The organism is Deinococcus budaensis, assembly GCF_014201885.1.
In the GTDB taxonomy this organism is placed as follows: domain Bacteria; phylum Deinococcota; class Deinococci; order Deinococcales; family Deinococcaceae; genus Deinococcus; species Deinococcus budaensis.
The window spans coordinates 194,157-214,123 of the sequence record NZ_JACHFN010000004.1 but is presented as its reverse complement, the minus strand read 5'-3'; the positions used below and the strand labels follow the sequence as shown (position 1 = coordinate 214,123).

Below are 19,967 nucleotides of genomic sequence, written 5' to 3'. Positions count from 1 at the left end.
CGCTCCTAGACTGCCTCCAGTGAAACTTGATCTGCATTATGTGGACCCCCGCCTCGTCGTGCTGTACGACCGCGACAATCCGCGCGGGGCAGACACCGACTTTTATCTGAATCTCGCCGCCGAACTGGGCGCCCGCCGCATCCTCGACCTGGGCTGCGGCACCGGCCTGCTCACCCGCGAGCTGGCGACTGTTGGTTGGGAGGTGGGGGGCCGCGAGGTCACGGGCGTGGACCCGGCCTCCGCCATGCTCGCCTACGCGTGGCAGCAACCCGGCGCGGAGCGGGTGCGATGGGTCGAGGGGGATTCCAGTGCGCTCGGAACACCGGACGCAGACTTGGCGATCATGACCGGCAACGTCGCCCAGGTCTTTCTGGAAGAGGCCGACTGGAACGCGACCCTCCGCCACCTCCACGCGGCGCTGCGCCCCGGCGGTCACCTCGCTTTCGAGAGCCGCAACCCGGAGGCCCGCGAGTGGGAGGGGTGGACCCGCGAGGCGACGTTCGAGCGGACCGACTCGCCGGACGGCCCGCTGGAATGCTGGTTGGAGGTGGTCGAAGTGGAGGAGGGCCGAGTCCATTTCGTCGGTCACAACCTGTTCACGGAGACGGGCGAGCACCTGGTGGTGAACAGCGAACTGCGCTTCCGCAGCCAGGCCGAGCTGACCCAATCCCTGGTCGGTGCCGGGTTCACCGTCGAGCAGGTGTACGGGGACTGGCGCTGGGGACCGCTCATACCCGCGAGCCGGGTGATGGTGTTCGTCGCGCGCCGGGACTGAAAAGCCCCCAGGTTGAGCAGTGTCTTGCGCCGTTCGACCCCGGGGGATTGGTCAGGACAGAAAGATGCGCCTCAGCCCCGCCCCAGCAACTTGACGCGGAACTCGTTCGCGCTGCCCTCCAGCCGCTCGGTCACCATGACCCGGAAGCGGGCGCCGTCGTGCATCTCCAGCACGCCCTCGTCCCCCTCGCCGGGCATCTGGCCTTCCGGCGCGGGGTCCAGGGCCACCCGCATCAGGCCCCGCCCGCCCTCGAGCGCCACGATTCGTCCGGGGAGGGCTGCCCCGCCGAAGTGAGCCACCACGCTGTTAAACTCTCTGGTCACGTCAGGCGTCGCCCATCATCAGGCCCTCGATGGTGTGGCCCTGCACGATGGGTTCGAGTTCATCGACCACCCGGCAGATCAGGTGATCTTTGACCTCCTGCGGCAGCCGCTCATAGTACCCGCGCGTGAAGTGCAGATCGTGGAACTCGTCGTGCCCGGCGCCCGGGGCGTCCACGCCGAGCACCAGCACGGGCCGGGGCTTCTGGCTGGTGTTGGCGGTGCCCCGGTGGATCGTGAGTGCCGACCGCACCGAGATGTCGCCCATCTTCGGCAGCTTGCGCTGGGCCAGGGCCTGATAGCGCGGAAACAGCGAGACCGGCGGGAACATGCCGTGGTCGTACTCGCTGGGATCGTCCCACTGGGTGCCCGGCGCGATCTCGAACGGCCCCATGTCCTCCTCCACGTCCACCGTGGTGAGGTTGAAGGCCAGCGAGTTCAGGCGGCGGTCAATGAGCGTCTCGGGTCCGGCCCGGAAGTCGCGGTGCCAGGGCTGGTCCTTCGCGCCAGGATTGGGCACGTCGAAGCCGATCTCGACGATCTTGTAGTTCGGCCCCAGCACGCTCTCGCAGACCGTCCGCACCCAGGGGTGGGTCACGAGGTCCAGAAAGCCGCTGATGTCCTCGGGGTGGATCTCGACGTAGTGGCGGTTGGTGCCGCGCCCGACGGCGCCGCCGGGCCGGGCCAGCGCCTCGCGGTAGAGGACCGGGAGTTCCTCCCCGAGCCGGGCGACCCACTCGCGCGGGAAAGCGCCTTTCAGGCCGATGATGCCGTCGCCGTACAGCCCGGCCATGATGGCGGGCACGTCGTAGGGGGTCTGGGTGGGCCGGGGTTCAGGGGTCGTGGTCATGGTGGGTCCTTCCTGTCTGGATGGGCGGAGAGAGGGAGGCGGGAGAGACGCTGGCGTGTGTTCCATGCTGCGCCTTCGCGCTGACCGCTGGGTGAATCCGGGGAGGCGAGGAGGCAGGCTCAGTCCTCGGCGGGGGCGGCGGCTTGCTCGGCGGCCCCCCGCAGCTGCTCCAGGCGCCGCTCGTCGGCCAGGGCGTGGATTTCCTGAAGCACGTCGTGCTGCACGGCGCGGGAAACGCGGGTGGTGATCGCCCGCACCCGCCCGGGGTCGAGCTTGTGGGTGCGGTCCTCGCGCAGCAGGCCGTTGGTCTCCTGCTCGGTGTCGGTGAGCTGGGTGTAGCAGAAGCCCGCGATCACGGGGCTGTCGAGCACGGCCGAGAGCAGTTCCTCGTAGCGCGAGAGCAGCGCGTCCGTGTCGGGCAGGGTGCCGTAGCCCCACCAGCGCTCGGACTCGCCCGGCGCGTGGCTCAGGCCGCCGAATTCGGTCAGCATCACGGGTTCGCCCTGACGGTGGTGCCCGGCGAGGTAGAAGTTGCGCCGCGCGGGCTGCACCGCCCGCAGGGTGTGTTCCAGCGCCTCTTCGGAGCCGTAGCGCTCGCGCAGGGTCGCCCCATCCAGGGCGTAGTCGTGGACGCCCAGGATGTCTCCCTCCACGATCTCCCAGCCGTCGTTGCCGATCACCGGGCGGCTGGGGTCCAGCGACCGCGTCAGGTGGTACAGCCCGCGCACGAAAGCCCGCTGCGCCGGGTCCCCTTCCAGGTTGGGCACCCCCCAGCTCTCGTTGACGGGCACCCAGGTCACCACGCAGGGATGGTTGTGGTCGCGTTCCAGCACGTCCAGCCACTCGCGGGTCAGGCGGCGCTGCGCTTCCGGGGTAAAGACGTAGGCGTTCGCCATCTCGCCCCACACCAGCAGGCCCAGCCGGTCGCACCAGTACAGGAAGCGCGGGTCTTCCACCTTCTGGTGGATGCGGATGCCGTTGAAGCCGAGTTCCTTGACAAGTTCGACCTCGCGCCGCAGTGCCCCTTCCGAGGGCGCGGCGAGGTGCGACTCGGGCCAGTAGTTCTGCGCCAGCACCATCCGCAGGTAGTAGGGCGAGCCGTTGAGCTGAAATCGGCCGTCGCGGACCCCGGCGCTGCGCAGGCCCACGTAGCTGCCCACCTCGTCCACCACCGCGCCGTCCTCGTCCAGCAGGGTGAGGCGGGCGTCGATCAGGTTGGGGCGCCGGGGGGACCACAGCAGCTCCTTGCGCCGCGCCTGGACGCGCTGCACCCCCAACTCGATCTGGCGCTCCACCTCGCGGCCCCCCAGCGCGTAGGTGTCGTCCGCCAGCCGCTCGCCCCGCAGGCTCAGGCGCACGCGCACCCGCAGGTCCTGCCGGGGCAGCTCGTTCAGCCGGACGTGCAGGCCCAGCCGCCCGCGCTCCACGTCGGGCGTCCAGCGCAGCCCCGCGATGTGGGTGGGCGGCACGGCCTCCAGCCACACCGGTTGCCAGATGCCGGTCGTGCGGTGGTACCAGATCGCGTGCGGGGCCTCCTCCCAGTCCTGCTTGCCGCGCGGCTGCGCGAGGTCCAGGGGGTCGTCCTGGGCGCGGACCACGACTCGCTGCGTGTCCTCCGGCCCCAGCGCGGGCGTGATCTCGGCCGTAAAGGGCGTGTGCCCGCCTTCGTGCTCGGCCACCAGGCGCCCGTTCACCCACACCTGCGCCCGGTAGTCCACCGCCCCGAAATGCAGCAGCACGCGGCCCGCGCGGTCCTCCGGGGCCACCCTCACCGTGCGCGAATACCACACGACCGGGTGGTAGCCGCTGGCCCGCAGCCCGCTGGCCCGGCTCTCGGGGGGAAACGGCACCACGATCTGCTGGTCAAAGGCCTCGCCGCGCTCGAACCAGCGCTCCCCCAGGCCCCGGTCCTCGTCGTCGTGGGCGAACTGCCAGACGCCGCCCAGGTCTTCCCAGCGCTCGCGGGTGAGTTGCGGGCGCGGATGCGGCGCGGGGTCGGCGGAGCCGGTGGGCGGGACGCTGGAGAAGGGGTCAGTCATGCGCGCTCCTGAGGGCAACAAAGGGGTGGCGGCCACCTGGGGGGGCGGCGGCAAAGAGGGCGGTGGCTCAGTGTGCGGCCTGCCGGGGGCGCGATCAAGCGGGAGAGCAGAGAGGCCCGGGGGTGCCCCCTTCGTCTGGTGCCCATTCGTCTGGTGCCCATTCGTCTAGGGCGCCGCCTCGCCCCGGCCTCCCTCACGCCGTACTTTGCGGCCATGCCGCCGCGCACCGTCCTCGCGCTCCTTCTTGGCCCCGGGGTTTCTGGAGGCTGAGCGTTCAGGCGCCGCTCCCCGTAAACCCCGCCCCCGAGTTCGAGGGTGGGGTTTTCCGTTCTCAGGTTGCAGCAAGGTCACCGGAGGTCAGAAGATGAGCACCCGTCCCCAGCCCCACCCGCAGCCCCGGAGCCGGCCATGACCCCTCCCAACGGCGCCCAGGCCCTCTGGCAGACGCTCGCCGCGCACGGGGTCGGGACCGTCTTCGGGTATCCCGGCGGGGCGATCATGCCCGTGTACGACGCGCTCACCCTCTTCCCCGACATCCGCCACATCCTCGCGCGGCACGAGCAGGGCGCGATCCACGCGGCCGAAGGTTGGGCCAAGGCGACCGGAGAGCTGGGGGTGTGTCTGGCGACCAGCGGACCGGGCGCCACCAACCTGGTCACCGGGCTGGCCGACGCGATGATGGACTCGGTGCCGCTGCTGGCGATCACCGGCAACGTGGCCCGGCACCTGATGGGCACCGACGCCTTTCAGGAGGCGGACATCACCGGGATCACCCTCCCGATCACCAAGCACAACTACGTGGTGACCGACCCGAACGACCTGCCGCGCATCGTGGCCGAGGCCATCCGCATCGCCCGCTCGGGTCGCCCCGGCCCGGTGCTGGTGGATATTCCCAAGGACGTGCAACTCGCGGCCTTCACGGGCGAGGTTCACGGACCGCAGGCCGCGCCGGAAGCGCCTGCGCCCGACCCACACGCCCTCGAAGCCGCCGTCGCCTTGCTGAAGGAGGCCCGCAAACCCGTCCTGATGGTGGGCGGCGGTGCCCAGGGCGCCGCTGCCGAGGTCACCGCCTTCGCCCGCGCGTGGCGCATCCCCACGATCACCACCCTGATGGGCTTGGGTGCTTTTCCCGCCTCGGACCCCCTCTGGCTGGGAATGCCGGGGATGCACGGCTCGGTTGCGGCCAACCGCGCGATCTCCGAAGCCGACGTGCTGGTCGGCATCGGCCTGCGCTTTGACGACCGGGTGACGGGGCGGGTCAAGGACTTCGCCCCTCAGGCCAGCATCATCCACATCGACCTCGACGCCGCCGAGATCAGCAAGATCGTGCGGGCGCACGTGCCGGTGCGCGCCGACGCCGCGCAGGCCGCCCGGCTGCTGACCGAGAGGGCTGAGCCGCTGAGCCATCCCGACTGGACCGCCACCCTGGCCGAGTGGCGCACGCGCGGCGAGCATCCCACCCACTGGGGCGCGGCGCAGGCGGTGCGGCAGGTGGTGGCCCGCCTCCGCCCGCAGGACGTCCTCAGCACCGACGTGGGCCAGCACCAGATGCTCGCCGCCCAGCTCGCCCGCTTCGAGCAGCCCCGCCGCTGGCTGACCTCGGGCGGGCTGGGCACCATGGGCTTCGGCTTTCCGGCTGCCATCGGCGCGGCGCTGGCCGAACCCGGCGTGACCAGCATGGTGATCGCCGGAGACGGCGGCTTTCAGATGACCGCCCAGGAACTCGCCACCCTGACCAAGTACGGCGTCCGCAACGTCAAGATCTGCGTCGTGAACAATTCGTACCTGGGCATGGTCCGCCAGTGGCAGGAACTCTTCCACGAGCGCCGCTACTCGGAGGTCTACCTGGGCGACTCCAACCCCGATTTCCTGAAGCTGGCGGACGCCTACGGCATCTCCGGCTGGCGGGCCGACAACTCGGCCGATCTGGAAGGCGCCATCGACGCCTGGCTGGCCCACGACGGCAGCGCCCTGCTGGAGGTCGTGGTCCCCAACGAGCACGGCGTCTTCCCGATGGTGCCCGCCGGTGCGGCGCTGAGCGAGATGATCGAGACCGAACCCCAGGCCGTGCAGGGGAGTCGCGCATGACCGCCGACCACCTGGCCGCGCCGCAAGACCATCTGGTCAGCGCCCTGGTGCGCGACGAGCCGCGCGTGCTGACCCGCATCACGTCCCTGTTCGGCCGCCGCGCCTACAACATCCGCAGCCTGTCGGTCGGGAGTACCGAGCAGCCGGGAGTCAGCCGCATGACCTTCGTCGTGACCGGCGACCGCGCCATCGTCGAGCAGGCGATGAAGCAGCTCGAGAAGCTGCACGACGTGCTGCACGTGGTGGACCACAGCCTGGAGAAGTTCGTGGACCGCGAACTCGTCCTCGTCAAGGTCGCCATCACTCCCGAAAGCCGGGTGGAGGTCCGCCAGATCGCCGAGGACTTCCGCGCCCGCATCGTGGACGTGGGCCGCCGCGCGCTGACCTTCGAGGTAACGGGCGACGAGGGCAAGGTCACCGCCTTTATCGAGCAGATGCGGCCCTTCGGCATCCTGGAAACCATGCGGACGGGCCGGGTGGCCCTCACGCGCGGCTCGAACGCCGATATTCCGGGGCACGTCTACCACGGTGAGACGCGGGCGCTGGGGCCGCTGCTGACCGCCACGGCGGCAGAGGACTAGCGCGACTGTCGCCCCGCCGACTTGCGAAGACATTCATGACCCTTTTCTGTTTTTCCGGTCGGGGCGGGGAATGAATACTGAGGGCACCATGTCAGACACCACTGCCCAGAAGGTCGATTCCCGCCACTCGCCCAAGGGTCAAGGCGGCCAGAAGTATCTGGTCAGCGGCAAGTCGCTCTCCATGCGGCTGTGGGAAGACCAGCAGCAGGGCGAGGGCGACGAACCCCACGCCCGCCCCTACGAGACCGTCGGGTACGTGATCTCGGGCCGCGCCGAGTTGCACGTCGAAGGCTCGATGCTGCTGCTCGAACCCGGCAACTCGTGGGTGGTGCCCCAAGGTGCCCGGCACCATTACAAGATTCTGGAACCGTTCACCGCCGTGGAGGCCACCCACCCGCCTGCCCAGGTTCACGGCCGGGACGAGTAGGCCCGCTGCGGGAAGCGGGGCGGGGGAGAGCCGGGGAGGGCGGCCCCTGCCCCGCTCCTCTTGGCCTTCACCTCGCCTAGCCCGCCCCGTCCACCGTTCTGGGCAATGTAGGACAATGCACGTATGGCCGCAACCATGTACTACGACCGCGACGTGGACCTCTCGCCCATCGAGGACAAGCTGGTCGCGATTATCGGCTACGGCTCGCAGGCCCACGCCCACGCCCAGAACCTGCGCGACAGCGGCCTGAACGTGGTGGTCGGCCTGCGCGAAGGGTCCGCGAGCCGCGTCAAGGCCGAGCAGGCGGGCCTGCGCGTGACGACCGTCGAGGACGCCACCCGCGAGGCGGACGTGGTGATGCTGCTGATTCCCGACGAGGCGCAGCCCGGCCTGTACGAGGCGAGCATCGCCCCCCACCTGACGCCCGGCAAGGCCCTCGCCTTCGGCCACGGTTTCAACGTCCATTTCGGGCGCATCACGCCGCCTGAGGGCGTGGACGTGTTTCTGGTGGCGCCCAAGGGGCCGGGGCACATGCTGCGGCGCATCTACGCCGATGGCGGCGGCATGCCCGGCATCTTCGCGGTCGCGCAGGACGCGAGCGGCGGCGCCCGTGCCCTGGCCCTGGCCTACGCGCGCGGCATCGGCTGTACCCGCGCGGGCGTGTTGGAAACGACCTTCAAGGAGGAGACCGAGACCGACCTCTTCGGCGAGCAGTCGGTCCTGTGCGGCGGCGTGACCCACCTGATCCAGGCGGGCTTCGAGACGCTGGTGGAGGCCGGGTACCAGCCCGAGATCGCCTATTTCGAGACGCTGCACGAGGTCAAGCTGATCGTGGACCTGATCTACGAGAAGGGCTTTTCAGGCATGCGCCACTCGATCTCCAACACCGCCGAGTTCGGGGACTACGTGACCGGGCCGCGCATCATCACGGGTGAAACCAAAGGCACCATGCGCGAGGTGCTGACCGACATCCAGCAGGGCCGCTTCGCCGAGCGCTTCATCGCGGACGCCGAGGCCGGGTTCCCCTATATGCAGGAGCAGCGCGGGAAGATGCGCGGCCATCTGCTGGAGACGGTGGGCCAGGAACTGCGGGACAAGATGCCCTTTATCGAGAAGAAGGAACTGGAGGTGTAATTTCCCCCCGTTCCGGCCGCCTGCCCGCTGGCGAGGCGGCCTCTCTCCGTCCATGCTCGCGGAACATTGGCCGTCTCTGGGGGTGGTGCGGCGCAAGTGTAGAGCGCACACTAAAGTCATGAAGACCCCGCAGATTCTGAAAAAACTTCGTCCAGAACGCCTGTTTCGCCGCTCGACGAAGTCCCCCCTGAGCTGGGAGCGTGGGGGAGAGGAGATCACCAGCCGCGCCCTGGTCGTGACCGAGGAAGAGGTTCGCACCCACCACCGGCTGGAGGCGCAGAGCGAGCCGGAACGCTACGCGAACTAACCCCCACTGAGCCGCTGCTCGCTGCGTGCCCCCCGTGCAGACAACTTGCGCTCGGTTCGCGGCCCGGCCCGTACAGTGACCTATGCCCATGTTCAGCGGCCTGCTTCTTCTTCGCGTTCCTCCGGTGGAGTGAGCGGCGGAAAACAGTGCCCGCCCGGCCCCCGGAGGAAAGCCTCTTCCGGGGGCTGCTTCTTTTGTCCCTCTCCCAGCGCCCACAGGAGGACCCCATGACCCAGACTCCCCAGCAAGCCCGCATCCGCATCTTCGACACGACCCTGCGCGACGGCGAGCAGTCGCCCGGCGTGGCGCTGAACCACGGGCAGAAGCTGGAGATCGCCCACCAGCTCGCCCGGCTGGGTGTGGACGTGATCGAGGCGGGGTTTCCCATCGCCAGTCCCGGCGACCTCGAAGGCGTGTCGCGCATCGCCCGCGAGGTGCGGGGGCCGGTCATCGCGGGGCTGGCCCGCGCGGGCCGCGCCGACATTGAGGCGGCGGCGAGGGCCGTGGAGGCGGCCGACAAGCCGCGCATCCACACCTTCATCGCCACCAGCCCGATCCACATGGCCCGCAAACTGAACCTGGAGCCGGACGCGGTGGTCGAGCGCGCGGTGGAGGCCGTGCGGCTGGCCCGCTCCTTCGTGGACGACGTGGAATTCAGCGCCGAGGACGCCACCCGCAGCGACTGGGCCTTTCTGGCGCGCATCTTCCGGGCCGCCGCCGAGGCGGGCGCGACCACCCTCAATGTGCCCGATACGGTGGGCTACACCACGCCCGCCGAGATGCGCGCCCTGTTCGCCCACCTGAAGGCCGAGCTGCCCGAACACGTGATCCTCTCCGCCCATTGCCACGACGACCTCGGCCTGGCGGTGGCGAACTCCATCGCGGCGGCCGAGGGGGGCGCGCGGCAGATCGAATGCACCGTGAACGGCATCGGCGAGCGGGCCGGAAATGCCAGCCTGGAGGAGATCGTGATGGCCTTTCATACCCGGGGGGACGTGTACGGCTTCCAGACGGGCATCCGTACCCGCGAGCTGTACCGCGCCTCGCGGCTGGTGAGCCGCCTGAGCGGCATGCCCGTGCAGCCCAACAAGGCCATCGTGGGCGACAACGCCTTCGCGCACGAGTCGGGCATCCACCAGGACGGGGTGCTCAAGGCCCGCGAGACCTACGAGATCATGCAGGCCGAACTCGTGGGCCGTGAGGCCGCCGTGCTGGTCATGGGCAAGCACTCGGGCCGCGCCGCTTTCCGCAAGGCGCTCACCGACCTGGGGTACGCGCTGGAGGAAGACCGGGTGGGGCCGCTGTTCGCCCGCTTCAAGGACCTCGCCGACCGCAAGGGGCAGGTGTCCGCCGACGACCTGCGGGCGCTGGTGGACAGCCGCAGCGACGTGCCGCAGACCTTCGCGCTGGAGGGTTTCCAGATCACCTCCGGCATGAACATGACCCCGGTGGCCTTTGTGCGCCTGAAGACCCCCGACGGTTCCGCCGAGGCCACCGCGCACGGCGACGGCCCGGTCGAGGCGGCCTTTCAGGCCATCGGGCGCCTCACCGGCATCAGTCCGGTGCTGGAGAGTTACCGCATCCAGGCCGTGACCGGGGGCGGCGACGCGGTGGGCGAGGTCAGCATCGGCGCCCGCTACGGGGAAATCAGCCTGCACGGGACCGGGGTCGCCACCGACGTGGTCGAGGCCAGCGCCCGCGCGTGGCTGCGCATCGTGAATCAGGTCGTGGCCGGCATGGGCAAGAGCCGCCAGGTGACCCAGGCCTCGGTGTAGGGGTATGGCGGTGCGGGGCGCCGCTACCCGGCAGGCTTCGGCGCCGCTTCCAGGGCCGTCGTCTCGGCCCGGCGCCGCTCGACACGCTCCTCCAGCCACAGGTACAGCAGCGCCCCGGCCAAGGCCAGACCAGCGACGACCAGCCACATCGGCCGCGCCCCGTACCCGTCCAGCAAAAAGCCGCCCAGCAGCGGCGCGAGCAGGGCCGACAGGCCGCTCATGCTGCCGACCAGGCCGATGTAGGTGCCCCGCTGTTCCGGCCTGCCCAGTTCGCTGACGATGGTCTTGCCGATGCTGTAGGCGACGATCTCGCCGACCGACCACACGGCCACCGCCAGCAGGTGCTGCCACAGCGCGTCCGCGAAGGCGTGCCCCAGAAAGCCCAGGCCCAGCAGCGCGGCCCCGGCGGCCTGCCAGCGCGGGTGGTTGCGCCGCGCGATCAGCCCGCCGACCGGCAGGCCCAGCAAGATCACCAGCGCCCCGTTGAGGGCGAGCACCTGCCCGTACTGGACCGGCGTGTAGCCCTGCTGCGCAAAGACCAGGGCCAGCAGCTTGTAACTCTGGTAGGTCAGGCTGTAGAGCAGCGTCGCCACGCAGAACAGCCCCAGCAACCGGTCACGCGGCAGGAGACGCGGCCGTACGGCAGAGGCGGCGGCCGGGCGGGGGCGCCGGGGAAACAGCAGGTGGATCAGCAGGGCGTACAGAGCCATGCTGGCGGCGTCCAGGTAAAACAGCAGCCTGTACGACCGCCCCGCCAGCCATCCGCCCAGCACCGGGGCGGTGGCCGCGCCGACATTGATCGCCCAGTACAGCAGCGTGTAGGCCCGCGTGCGCTGCGCCCCGCTGGTAAGCTCCGCCACGGCCGCGCTCGACGCCGGTTTGTACATCGCCGAGAACAGCGAGAACCCCAGCACGCCCAGGACCAGCCACGGAAACGTGCTGGCGGCCGACAGGGCCAGCAGCGTCACCGCCCCGCCCGTCAGCGCCAGCGTCATGGTGAAGGCGGGGCCGCGCCGGTCGCTGAGCGGCCCGCTGAGGCCCTCGGCCACGAAGCGCCCGGCCCCCAGCATGGCGAGGACCACGCTGACCTGGAAGGCAGGCATGCCCCGCTCGGCGGTCAGGTAAAACCCCAGCAGGGGCACCACGAACTCGCCCACCCGGTTGATGATCGTGCCGAACCACAGCACCCAGAACCCCGCCGGATAGGCGGCGTACACGCGGCGCAGGGCGGGCGGCATCCGGGTCACCCGAAAAGGGTAGACCCCACCCACGCGGCGCTCTGGTCACTGCTCTAGAGACAACAAAGACATGTGCCAGCGCCTCAACGCGGCAGCACGCTCGCCCCCATCAGGAACCCGTCCACCGCCCGCGCCGCCTGCCGCCCCTCGCGGATCGCCCACACGACCAGGGACTGCCCCCGGCGCATGTCGCCCGCCGCGAACACGCCGGGGACGCTCGTCGCGTAGCCGCCGACCTCGTCGGTGCCTGCCTGCGCGTTGCCGCGCGCGTCCCGGTCCACCCCGAAGGCGCTCAGCACGCTCCCCACCGGGCTGACAAAACCCATCGCCAGCAGCACCAGGTCGGCCTTCAGGACCTGCTCGCTGCCGGGTACCTCGGTCATTTTGCCGCCTTCCCACTCCAGCCGCACGGTGCGGATGCCGGTGACCTGTCCGTTCTCGCCGATGAACTCCTTGGTGCCGATGGCGAACTCGCGCTCGCCGCCCTCCTCGTGGCTGGACGACGTGCGGAGCTTGTGCGGCCAGTAGGGCCAGGTCAGCGCCTTGTCCTCGCGCTCGGGCGGCATGGGCAGCAGCTCGAACTGGGTCACGTGCGCCGCGCCGTGGCGGTGCGAGGTGCCCACGCAGTCCGACCCGGTGTCGCCGCCGCCGATCACGACGACGTGCTTGCCCCCGGCGTGCAGCTGGTCCTCCAGCCGGTCGCCCGCGTTCACCCGGTTCTGCCCTGGCAGGAACTCCATCGCGAAATGCACGCCGCGCAACTCGCGCCCCGGCACCGGCAGGTCGCGCGGCTGCTCGGCCCCGCCCGCCAGCAGCACGGCGTCGAAGTCCTCTCGCAGCTTCTCCGGCGTGACCGTCTCGCGTGCCAGGTTGGTCACCTTCGACCCTTCCGGCCACTCGCCCACCAGCACGCCCGTCCGGAAGGTGACGCCCTCGGCCTCCAGTTGCGTCACCCGGCGGTCGATCAAAGCCTTGTCGAGTTTGAAATCGGGGATGCCGTACCTGAGCAGGCCGCCCACCCGGTCGTTTTTCTCGAACACGGTCACGCTATGGCCCACGCGGGCGAGCTGCTGCGCCGCCGCGAGGCCCGCCGGACCGGAGCCGATCACCGCCACGCGCTTGCCCGTGCGGAAGGGAGGCGGCTGCGGCGTCACCCAGCCCTCCTGCCAGGCGTGGTCGATGATCGCCCGCTCGATGGACTTGATGCCCACCGGCTCGTCCGCCGTGAGGTTCAGCGTACAGGCCGCCTCGCACGGTGCCGGGCAGATGCGTCCGGTGAACTCGGGAAAGTTGTTCGTCGCGTGCAGCGCGTCGATGGCCGCGCGCCAGTGGTTCCCGTACACCAGGTCGTTCCAGTCGGGAATCAGGTTGCCCACCGGGCAGCCGTTGTTGCAAAAAGGAATCCCGCAGTCCATGCAGCGCGCCGCCTGCACCCGCGACTGCTCGACCGTCAGCTCGTGGACGAACTCCCTGTAATTCTTCAGCCGCGCGTCGATGGGTTCATACGCTTCCCCGACGCGCCCGTATTCCAGAAAACCGGTGACTTTGCCCATCGCCTCGCTCCTTCCCCTCACTTCGTCAGGACGCCGCTGCCCTGCTCGGGACCCGGACGGCCCAGCGCTGCCGACTGACCGGCCCCCTTGGCGAGGTCCCCCAGCGCCCGCTCGTACTCGCGGGGAAAGACCTTGACGAACCTGGGCAGCGCCGCCTCCCAGCCGTCGAGCAGCTCGCGCGCCCGCAGCGAACCGGTCCAGCGGTGGTGGTCTTCGAGCAGCCCCCGCAGCTGCGCCTCGTCGGTCTGCCCCCGGTGCCAGAAGGCGCGGTCGATGGTGGCCTCCTGCTCGGCCCCCGGCACCACGCGGTCGAGGCTCACCATCGCCGGGTTGCAGCGCCGAGCGAAGGTGCCGTCCTCGTCGTACACGTAGGCGACGCCGCCCGACATTCCGGCCGCGAAGTTGCGCCCGGTGCGGCCCAGCACCGCGACCGTCCCGCCCGTCATGTACTCGCAGCCGTGGTCGCCCACCCCCTCCACGACCGCCGCGCCGCCCGAGAGCCGCACCGCGAAGCGCTCGCCCGCCACGCCCCGGAAAAAAGCCTCGCCGGAAGTCGCCCCGTACAGCACGGTGTTGCCCACCACGATGTTCGCCGCCGCGTCCCCCCGGAAGTCGATGGAGGGCCGCACCACCACCCGCCCGCCCGACAGGCCCTTGGCGGTGTAGTCGTTCGCGTCCCCGATCAGGTACAGCGTGATCCCGCTCGCCAGGAACGCGCCGAAGCTCTGGCCCCCGTTCCCCTCCATCTGGATGAAGATGGTGTCATCGGGCAGGCCCTGCGGGCGGCGGCGGATCAGCTCGCCCGAGAGCATCGCGCCCACCGTGCGGTTCACGTTGCGGGCGGCCTCCAGCACCTTGACCCCCTCGCCGCGTTCCAGCGCCGGGCGGCATTTCTCGATCAAGGCGAGGTCGAGCGCACGCTCCAGGCCGTGGTCCTGCGTCTCCAGGTGGCGGCGGGCCACGTCAGCGGGGACGGCGGGCTGGTAGAAGACCCGGCTGAAGTCCAGCCCCCGCGCCTTCCAGTGCTCCACGCCCCGGCGGGTGTCCAGCAGGTCCGAGCGCCCGATCAGCTCGTCGAACCTGCGGAGGCCGAGCGAGGCCATCAGCTCCCGCACCTCCTCGGCCACGAAGAAGAAGTAGTTGATGACGTGCTCGGGCTTTCCGGCGAACTTCTGCCGCAGCAGCGGGTCCTGGGTCGCCACCCCCACCGGACAGGTGTTGAGGTGACACTTGCGCATCATGATGCAGCCTTCGGCCACCAGCGGCGCGGTGGCGAAGCCGAACTCGTCGGCGCCCAGCAGCGCCGCGATCACCACGTCGCGCCCGGTTTTCATCTGGCCGTCGGCCTGCACCCGGATGCGCCCGCGCAATCGGTTGAGCACCAGCGTCTGCTGCGTCTCGGCCAGCCCCAGTTCCCACGGCGACCCCGCGTGCTTGATCGAGGACCACGGGGAAGCGCCCGTCCCGCCGTCGTGCCCGGCGATGACCACATGGTCGGCCTTCGCCTTCGCCACGCCCGCCGCGATGGTCCCCACACCGACTTCGGACACCAGCTTCACGGAAATGTCCGCCTGTGGATTCACGTTCTTGAGGTCGTGGATCAGTTGCGCGAGGTCCTCGATGGAATAGATGTCGTGGTGCGGGGGAGGGGAGATCAGGCCCACACCCGGAATGGAATGGCGCAGCATCCCGATGTACTCGCTGACCTTGCCGCCGGGGAGTTGACCGCCCTCGCCCGGCTTGGCCCCCTGCGCCATCTTGATCTGGATCTGGTCGGCGGAGACGAGGTATTCGGTCGTGACCCCGAAGCGCCCCGAAGCGACCTGCTTGATCTTTGACCGGAGCGAATCGCCGTCCTGCAACTCGTAGTCCGCTGACGCCTCGATGCGGCCCTCGCCCAGAATGTCTGCCAGCCGGGTGCCCGCCGCGATCTGCCCGCCCGCCCGCTCGTCCCGGTAGCGCGCCGGGTCCTCGCCCCCCTCGCCCGTGTTCGACTTGCCGCCGATGCGGTTCATGGCGACGGCCAGCGTGGTGTGCGCCTCGGTGGAGATCGAGCCGAGGCTCATCGCGCCGGTGGCGAAGCGTTTGACGATCTCGGCGGCGGGTTCCACTTCCTCCAGCGGGATCGCCTTCTCGGGGTCCGTCCTCAGCTCGAAGAGGCCGCGCAGGGTCATGTGCCGCCGCGACTGGTCGTTGATGATCGCCGCGTACTCGCGGTACGTCTCCGGGCGGCCCGAGCGCGCGGCGTGCTGAAGCTTGGCGACCGCGTCGGGCGTCCACATGTGGTCCTCGCCCTGCACCCGCCAGGCGTACTCGCCGCCGGGGTCGAGCCGGTCGGCCAGCAGCGGGTCGGGGCTGAAGGCGGCCCGGTGCAGCCGCAGGGCTTCTTCCGCCACCTCGAACACGCCGATGCCGCCGACCTGGGTCGCGGTGCCCCGGAAGTACTTCGTGACCAATTCCTCGCTCAGGCCGATGGCCTCGAAAATCTGGGCGCCGCAGTACGACATGTAGGTGCTGATGCCCATCTTGGACATGATCTTGGACAGGCCCTTGCCGACGCCCTTGATGTAGTTGGACACGGCCTTCTCGGGCGCGTCCGGGTGCAGCGCGGCGAGCGTCTCCAGCGCCAGATACGGGTGGATCGCCTCCGCCCCGTATCCGGCCAGCACCGCGAAATGGTGGACCTCGCGCGCCGAACCCGTCTCCACGACCAGCCCCGCCGTGGTCCGCAGGCCCTGGTGGACGAGGTGCTGGTGGACCGCCGAGAGCGCCAGCACGGCCGGGATGGCGACGTGATCGCGGTCCATGCCCCGGTCGGTCAGGATCAGCAGGTTGTGGCCCTCCCGCACCGCGTCCACCGCCGCCGCCCGCAGCGAGGCGAGCGTGGCCTCGATGCCCTCGCGGCCCCAGGCGGCGGGGTAGCAGATGTCCAGGTCGAAGGGCCGGAACTTGCCGCCGGTCTGCTCCGCGACCGCGCGCAGCCGCGCCATATCGGCGTGGTCCAGAAGGGGCTGCGCGACCTCCAGCCGCATGGGTGGGTTCACCGCGTTGATGTCCAGCAGGTTGGGCTTCGGCCCGACAAAGGACACCAGCGACATCACGACCTGCTCGCGGATAGGGTCGATAGGCGGATTGGTGACCTGCGCGAACAGTTGCCGGAAGTAGTTGTACAGCGGCTTGTCGCGGCTGGACAGCACCGCCAGCGGCGAGTCGTTGCCCATCGAGCCGATGCCTTCCTCGCCCGCGGCCGCCAGCGGGCCGAGCAGGAACTTGAGGTCTTCCTGGGTGTACCCGAAGGCCTGTTGCCGGTCGAGCAGCGTCTCCCGGAAGGCGGCGGCCTCGGCTCCCGGCCGCAGGCTGCCCAGCTCCACCCGCACGTTCTCGATCCACTGGCGGTAGGGCTTGGCCGAGGCGTAGCGCGCCCCCAGTTCCTCGTCGCCCAGGATGCGCCCCTCGTCGAGGTCGAGCAGGAACATCCGCCCCGGCTGGAGCCGCCACTTCTTCAGAATCTGGTGTTCGGGAACCGGCAGCACGCCGGACTCGGACGCCAGAATCACCAGGTCGTCTTTCGTCACGATGTAGCGCGCGGGGCGCAGGCCGTTGCGGTCGAGGGTCGCGCCGATCTGGCGCCCGTCGGTGAACACCACGGCGGCGGGGCCGTCCCAGGGTTCCATCATCGCCGCGTGGTACTCGTAAAAGGCGCGGCGCTGCGGGTCCATCTCGCCGTGGCCCTCCCACGCTTCGGGAATCAGCATCATCGCGGCGTGCGCCAGCGGGTACCCGGCCATGGTCAGCAGTTCCAGCGCGTTGTCGAAAGTCGCCGTGTCCGACTGCCCCCGCAGGCTGATGGGGTAGAGCTTCTGAAGGTCCTCGCCCAGCACCGGGGATCTCATCACGCCTTCGCGCGCCCGCATCCAGTTGAAGTTGCCCTTGACAGTGTTGATCTCGCCGTTGTGCGCGACCATCCGGTAGGGGTGCGCCAGATACCACTCCGGAAAAGTGTTGGTGGAAAAGCGCTGATGCACCAGCGCCAGCGCCGACACCACCCGTTCGTCCTGAAGGTCGAGGTAATACTCCCCGACCTGCCCGGCGAGCAGCAGGCCTTTATAGATCACCGTGCGGCACGACATGGAGGGCACGTAGTACTCGCGCCCGTGCGTCAGCTTGAGGCGCAAGATGGCCAGCGACGCGCGCTTGCGGATCACGTACAGCTTGCGCTCCAGCGCGTCGGGGACCAGGATGTCCGGTCCGGCGCCGATAAAAACCTGGCGAATCACCGGCTCCTTGGCGCGCACGGTGGGCGACATCGGCATCTCGCGGCTCACGGGCACGTCGCGCCAGCCCAGCAGCACCTGGCCCTCGGCACGGATCGCCCGCTCCAGTTCCTGCTCGCAGGCCAGGCGCGAGGCGTGCTCCTGCGGCAGGAAGATCATGCCCACCCCGTAGTCGCCGGGGCGCGGCAGAGTGACCCCCTGGGCCGCCAGCTCAGCGCGGTAGAACCCATCGGGAATCTGAATCAGCAGCCCGGCGCCGTCGCCCATCAGCTCGTCGGCGCCGACCGCGCCCCGGTGGTCGAGGTTCCTCAGGATCTGGAGGCCCTGGGTCACGATGCCGTGGCTGCGCTGTCCCTTCAGGTGCGCGATAAAGCCCACACCGCAGGCGTCGTGCTCCTGCTCACTGCGGTACAGGCCCCGCTGGCTCGCGGCCTCTCTTTCTTGCCGCGTCGGCGGTCGTTGGTCGTCCATCAGGCGCTCCTCTCCTCGGCCGGGCGAAAGGCTCCGGGGATTCAGCCTAGCGGCTCTGCATAAATACAAGCGCGGCTTGTCCATGCGTCTGCGGAGGCGGGTTACCGGCCTAGACAGATCTGGCTCAAGACGGTGGAGGAAAGAGGATCGGCCAGCCTCCGCACCTCCCGCTCTATTCGCCTCCCTGAATAATCATTCGCAACCTCGGCCAGGCCACAGCAGAACGCCTCCCCACCCGGACGGGGGCAGGGAGGCGCCGCGAAAGGTGGTTTAGCGCCGCGCCAGCGTCGAGACGCGCACGTGGTCGAAGCGGGTGGTGAAGCCCTTGCCACCCATCGAGATCAGGCCGATCTTCGCCTGTCCCAGGGTGTGGGTCCAGGTGCCGCCGCGCGTCCAGCTCACGCCGTCGCGGCTGGAGTAGCCGGTGTAGGTCTCCTCGGTGCCGTTTTCCGCCGCGCGGCGCACGATCCTGAGCCAGGTGTCGGGCGCGGGTGAGGCCAGGACCGTGTTGCCGTAGCGGGGGAAGCCGGGCGTGGACGCCGGCACCTCCTTGGCGAACTCGATCTGGCGGGTGTTCCAGTTGGAAAACACGGCGACCTTCACGAAGCGGTCGTCGTCGCCGTAGACGACCAGGCCGCCCTGCGAGAAGTTGAAGCAGCAGCCCTCGTCCGGCAGGTTGATGTTGAGTTTGACCTCGACCATGTAGTCGCCCGCCGGGGCAGGTTGGGTCAGCACCGAGGCGTTGTCGCTGTCCTCGAACAGGTCGGCGTCCTGGGTGTCGAAGCGCAGGGCGCCGCCTTCCAGCGCGGCCACGCCGCTCGCGGGCGGGCGCACCCAGGTCCAGCGCGGCGCCAGCGTGCTGCCGCTGAAGTCGTCGCTGTAGTCGCCCAGCAGCGCCCCGGGGCGGTCGTTCTGCACGGGGGGGGAGGGGGGCGCGGTCCGCTCGCCGGGTTGGGCCGCCGGGGCAGGCTGGGGCGTGTCGGACGCCCAGGCCCCGCCGCGCACGGTGGGCCAGCCCTCCACCCAGTCGAGCGGGTCGAGCAGCATGGGGCGCTTGTTGAGGTTGCGCCCGACGTCGAGGTAGGGGTCGAAACGGTCGATGGCGTGGTACACCGTCCAGTCACGCCCGGCGGCGTCCTGAAAGACCGCGTTGTGGCCGGGGCCGACCCAGCGGTTGCCGTTCATGCTCAGGACCGGCGTGCCGCCCACGCGCGGGTCCAGCAGCGAGACGCCGTCGCGGTCCACGAAGGGACCCGCCGGGCTGGCCGAGCGGCCCACGAACACGCTGTAGCCGCTCAGCGGCCCGGCGCAGCAGTTGGTGGCCGAGAGCATCAGGTAGTAGTACCCGCCGCGCTGCACGACCTGGGCGCCCTCGTAGCGGTTGTCGAGCGCGACCTCGCGCTGGGTGGCGGGGTCGGTCCGGAGTCCATCCGCGCTCAGCCGCCGCACCGAGATGCCGCCGAAGTACGACCCGTAGTACATCCAGTGCTGCCCGGCAGCGTCGGTGACGACCTCGGGGTCAAAGACCCAGCGCCGCGCCGCCGGGTCGCTCCCCCCGGGAGGGGCCTGCGGCTCCACGGCGGGCGCGCCGCTGTCGGTCCAGGGGCCGGTGGGGGTCGGCCCGGTCGCCACCCCAATGGCGCTGCCACCCGCCTTGGTGTCGCTGGCCGTGTAATACAGCAGGTACTGGTTCCCGATCCGCCGCACCTCGGGCGCCCACAGCCCCGCGTCATCCTTGACCCAGCCCGGCTTCCCGGCAAAGGCGTCGCCCACGTAGGTCCAGTTCAGCAGGTCGCTGGACTTCGCCATGCTGATCAGGTGAAACCTGGGGTTGCCGCTCTCGTCGCGCTCGGCGGCGGTGTGCGGGTCGGTGGTGCAGTACAGGTACCAGTTGGGGTCGCCCGCCGGGCCGCGCAGCAGGTCGGGGTCCGCGCACGACTCCACCCGCGTGCCGTCCGCCTTCTGAATCACGGGTGGATTGCTGTAGGTGCGCCCCGGCTGGGGCAGGGCGCCTATCCGGTCACACGAGGCGAGCAGCAGTGGAGCCAGCAGCGCGGGGGCGAGCAGGGTGGGCCGGACACGGGTCAGTGGCTGCATGGCGAAACCTCCGGGATGAGGGGGCGGACGAGGTTGGA

14 protein-coding genes are annotated in these 19,967 nt (G+C 70.1%); 7 read left to right on the top strand and 7 right to left on the bottom strand.

Annotated features, from left to right (window positions below; all coding sequences use genetic code 11):
* Nucleotides 1-19: 19 nt before the first annotated feature.
* The gene (locus tag HNQ09_RS07285; protein WP_343057652.1) at nt 20-775 is read left to right on the top strand and encodes a class I SAM-dependent methyltransferase; all 756 of its coding nucleotides are present in this window, start codon (nt 20-22) and stop codon (nt 773-775) included.
* Nucleotides 776-846: 71 nt separating this feature from the next.
* On the opposite strand, the gene HNQ09_RS07280 is transcribed toward HNQ09_RS07285, so the two are convergent.
* The 3 genes from HNQ09_RS07280 to HNQ09_RS07270 form a co-directional block, all read right to left on the bottom strand.
* The gene (locus HNQ09_RS07280) at nt 847-1,098 is read right to left on the bottom strand and encodes a hypothetical protein (RefSeq protein ID WP_184027334.1); all 252 of its coding nucleotides are present in this window, start codon (nt 1,096-1,098) and stop codon (nt 847-849) included.
* Nucleotide 1,099: 1 nt separating this feature from the next.
* Complete coding sequence (locus HNQ09_RS07275) at nt 1,100-1,945, bottom strand: phytanoyl-CoA dioxygenase family protein (RefSeq protein ID WP_184027332.1); 846 nt, start codon at nt 1,943-1,945, stop codon at nt 1,100-1,102.
* A 119-nt stretch (nt 1,946-2,064) separates the two neighbouring features.
* Nucleotides 2,065-3,984, bottom strand: a complete 1,920-nt coding sequence (locus HNQ09_RS07270; protein WP_184027329.1) for a glycoside hydrolase family 2 protein — start codon at nt 3,982-3,984, stop codon at nt 2,065-2,067.
* 408 nt (nt 3,985-4,392) lie between these two features.
* Between HNQ09_RS07270 and ilvB the strand changes: the two genes are divergently transcribed.
* The 6 genes from ilvB (at nt 4,393) to HNQ09_RS07240 (ending at nt 10,296) form a co-directional block, all read left to right on the top strand.
* Nucleotides 4,393-6,072: a biosynthetic-type acetolactate synthase large subunit gene (gene ilvB, locus HNQ09_RS07265; RefSeq protein ID WP_184027327.1), complete on the top strand. Its 1,680-nt coding sequence runs from the start codon at nt 4,393-4,395 to the stop codon at nt 6,070-6,072.
* Nucleotides 6,069-6,653: an acetolactate synthase small subunit gene (ilvN, locus tag HNQ09_RS07260; RefSeq protein ID WP_184027325.1), complete on the top strand. Its 585-nt coding sequence runs from the start codon at nt 6,069-6,071 to the stop codon at nt 6,651-6,653. The genes ilvB and ilvN overlap by 4 nt, the downstream gene beginning before the upstream one ends.
* A gap of 88 nt (nt 6,654-6,741) precedes the next feature.
* Nucleotides 6,742-7,080 carry a cupin domain-containing protein gene (locus tag HNQ09_RS07255; RefSeq protein ID WP_184027323.1) on the top strand — a complete coding sequence of 113 codons (339 nt, stop codon included), beginning with the start codon at nt 6,742-6,744 and terminating at the stop codon, nt 7,078-7,080.
* A 123-nt stretch (nt 7,081-7,203) separates the two neighbouring features.
* Nucleotides 7,204-8,214 carry a ketol-acid reductoisomerase gene (ilvC, locus tag HNQ09_RS07250; RefSeq protein ID WP_184027321.1) on the top strand — a complete coding sequence of 337 codons (1,011 nt, stop codon included), beginning with the start codon at nt 7,204-7,206 and terminating at the stop codon, nt 8,212-8,214.
* Nucleotides 8,215-8,332: 118 nt separating this feature from the next.
* Nucleotides 8,333-8,521, top strand: a complete 189-nt coding sequence (locus tag HNQ09_RS07245; protein ID WP_184027319.1) for a hypothetical protein — start codon at nt 8,333-8,335, stop codon at nt 8,519-8,521.
* Nucleotides 8,522-8,748: 227 nt separating this feature from the next.
* A complete protein-coding gene (locus tag HNQ09_RS07240) occupies nt 8,749-10,296 on the top strand; it encodes a 2-isopropylmalate synthase (RefSeq protein WP_184027316.1) in 1,548 nt (515 codons plus the stop codon).
* Nucleotides 10,297-10,319: 23 nt separating this feature from the next.
* Here the strand turns inward: HNQ09_RS07240 and HNQ09_RS07235 are convergent, their stop codons facing one another.
* The 4 genes from HNQ09_RS07235 to HNQ09_RS07220 all read right to left on the bottom strand — a co-directional run bounded on the left by HNQ09_RS07235 (nt 10,320) and on the right by HNQ09_RS07220 (nt 19,929).
* Entirely contained in the window at nt 10,320-11,534 is a 1,215-nt protein-coding gene (locus tag HNQ09_RS07235) for an MFS transporter (protein ID WP_184027499.1), read from the bottom strand.
* Between the two features lie 83 nt (nt 11,535-11,617).
* Nucleotides 11,618-13,087, bottom strand: coding sequence for a glutamate synthase subunit beta (locus HNQ09_RS07230; protein ID WP_184027314.1), 1,470 nt, complete (start codon nt 13,085-13,087; stop codon nt 11,618-11,620).
* 17 nt (nt 13,088-13,104) lie between these two features.
* The gene (locus tag HNQ09_RS07225; RefSeq protein WP_184027313.1) at nt 13,105-17,832 is read right to left on the bottom strand and encodes a glutamate synthase-related protein; all 4,728 of its coding nucleotides are present in this window, start codon (nt 17,830-17,832) and stop codon (nt 13,105-13,107) included.
* Between the two features lie 270 nt (nt 17,833-18,102).
* Entirely contained in the window at nt 18,103-19,929 is a 1,827-nt protein-coding gene (locus tag HNQ09_RS07220) for a glycoside hydrolase family 43 protein (protein ID WP_184027311.1), read from the bottom strand.
* Nucleotides 19,930-19,967: the final 38 nt, after the last annotated feature.

Bases quoted from the DNA above. Each gene is read 5' to 3' on its own strand.
- HNQ09_RS07275 (WP_184027332.1), bottom strand. From the start codon at position 1,945: ATGACCACGACCCCTGAACCCCGGCCCACCCAGACCCCCTACGACGTG.
- HNQ09_RS07270 (WP_184027329.1), bottom strand. From the start codon at position 3,984: ATGACTGACCCCTTCTCCAGCGTCCCGCCCACCGGCTCCGCCGACCCC.
- ilvB (WP_184027327.1), top strand. From the start codon at position 4,393: ATGACCCCTCCCAACGGCGCCCAGGCCCTCTGGCAGACGCTCGCCGCG.
- ilvN (WP_184027325.1), top strand. From the start codon at position 6,069: ATGACCGCCGACCACCTGGCCGCGCCGCAAGACCATCTGGTCAGCGCC.
- HNQ09_RS07255 (WP_184027323.1), top strand. From the start codon at position 6,742: ATGTCAGACACCACTGCCCAGAAGGTCGATTCCCGCCACTCGCCCAAG.
- ilvC (WP_184027321.1), top strand. From the start codon at position 7,204: ATGGCCGCAACCATGTACTACGACCGCGACGTGGACCTCTCGCCCATC.
- HNQ09_RS07245 (WP_184027319.1), top strand. From the start codon at position 8,333: ATGAAGACCCCGCAGATTCTGAAAAAACTTCGTCCAGAACGCCTGTTT.
- HNQ09_RS07240 (WP_184027316.1), top strand. From the start codon at position 8,749: ATGACCCAGACTCCCCAGCAAGCCCGCATCCGCATCTTCGACACGACC.
- HNQ09_RS07235 (WP_184027499.1), bottom strand. From the start codon at position 11,534: ATGCCGCCCGCCCTGCGCCGCGTGTACGCCGCCTATCCGGCGGGGTTC.
- HNQ09_RS07230 (WP_184027314.1), bottom strand. From the start codon at position 13,087: ATGGGCAAAGTCACCGGTTTTCTGGAATACGGGCGCGTCGGGGAAGCG.
- HNQ09_RS07225 (WP_184027313.1), bottom strand. From the start codon at position 17,832: ATGGACGACCAACGACCGCCGACGCGGCAAGAAAGAGAGGCCGCGAGC.
- HNQ09_RS07220 (WP_184027311.1), bottom strand. From the start codon at position 19,929: ATGCAGCCACTGACCCGTGTCCGGCCCACCCTGCTCGCCCCCGCGCTG.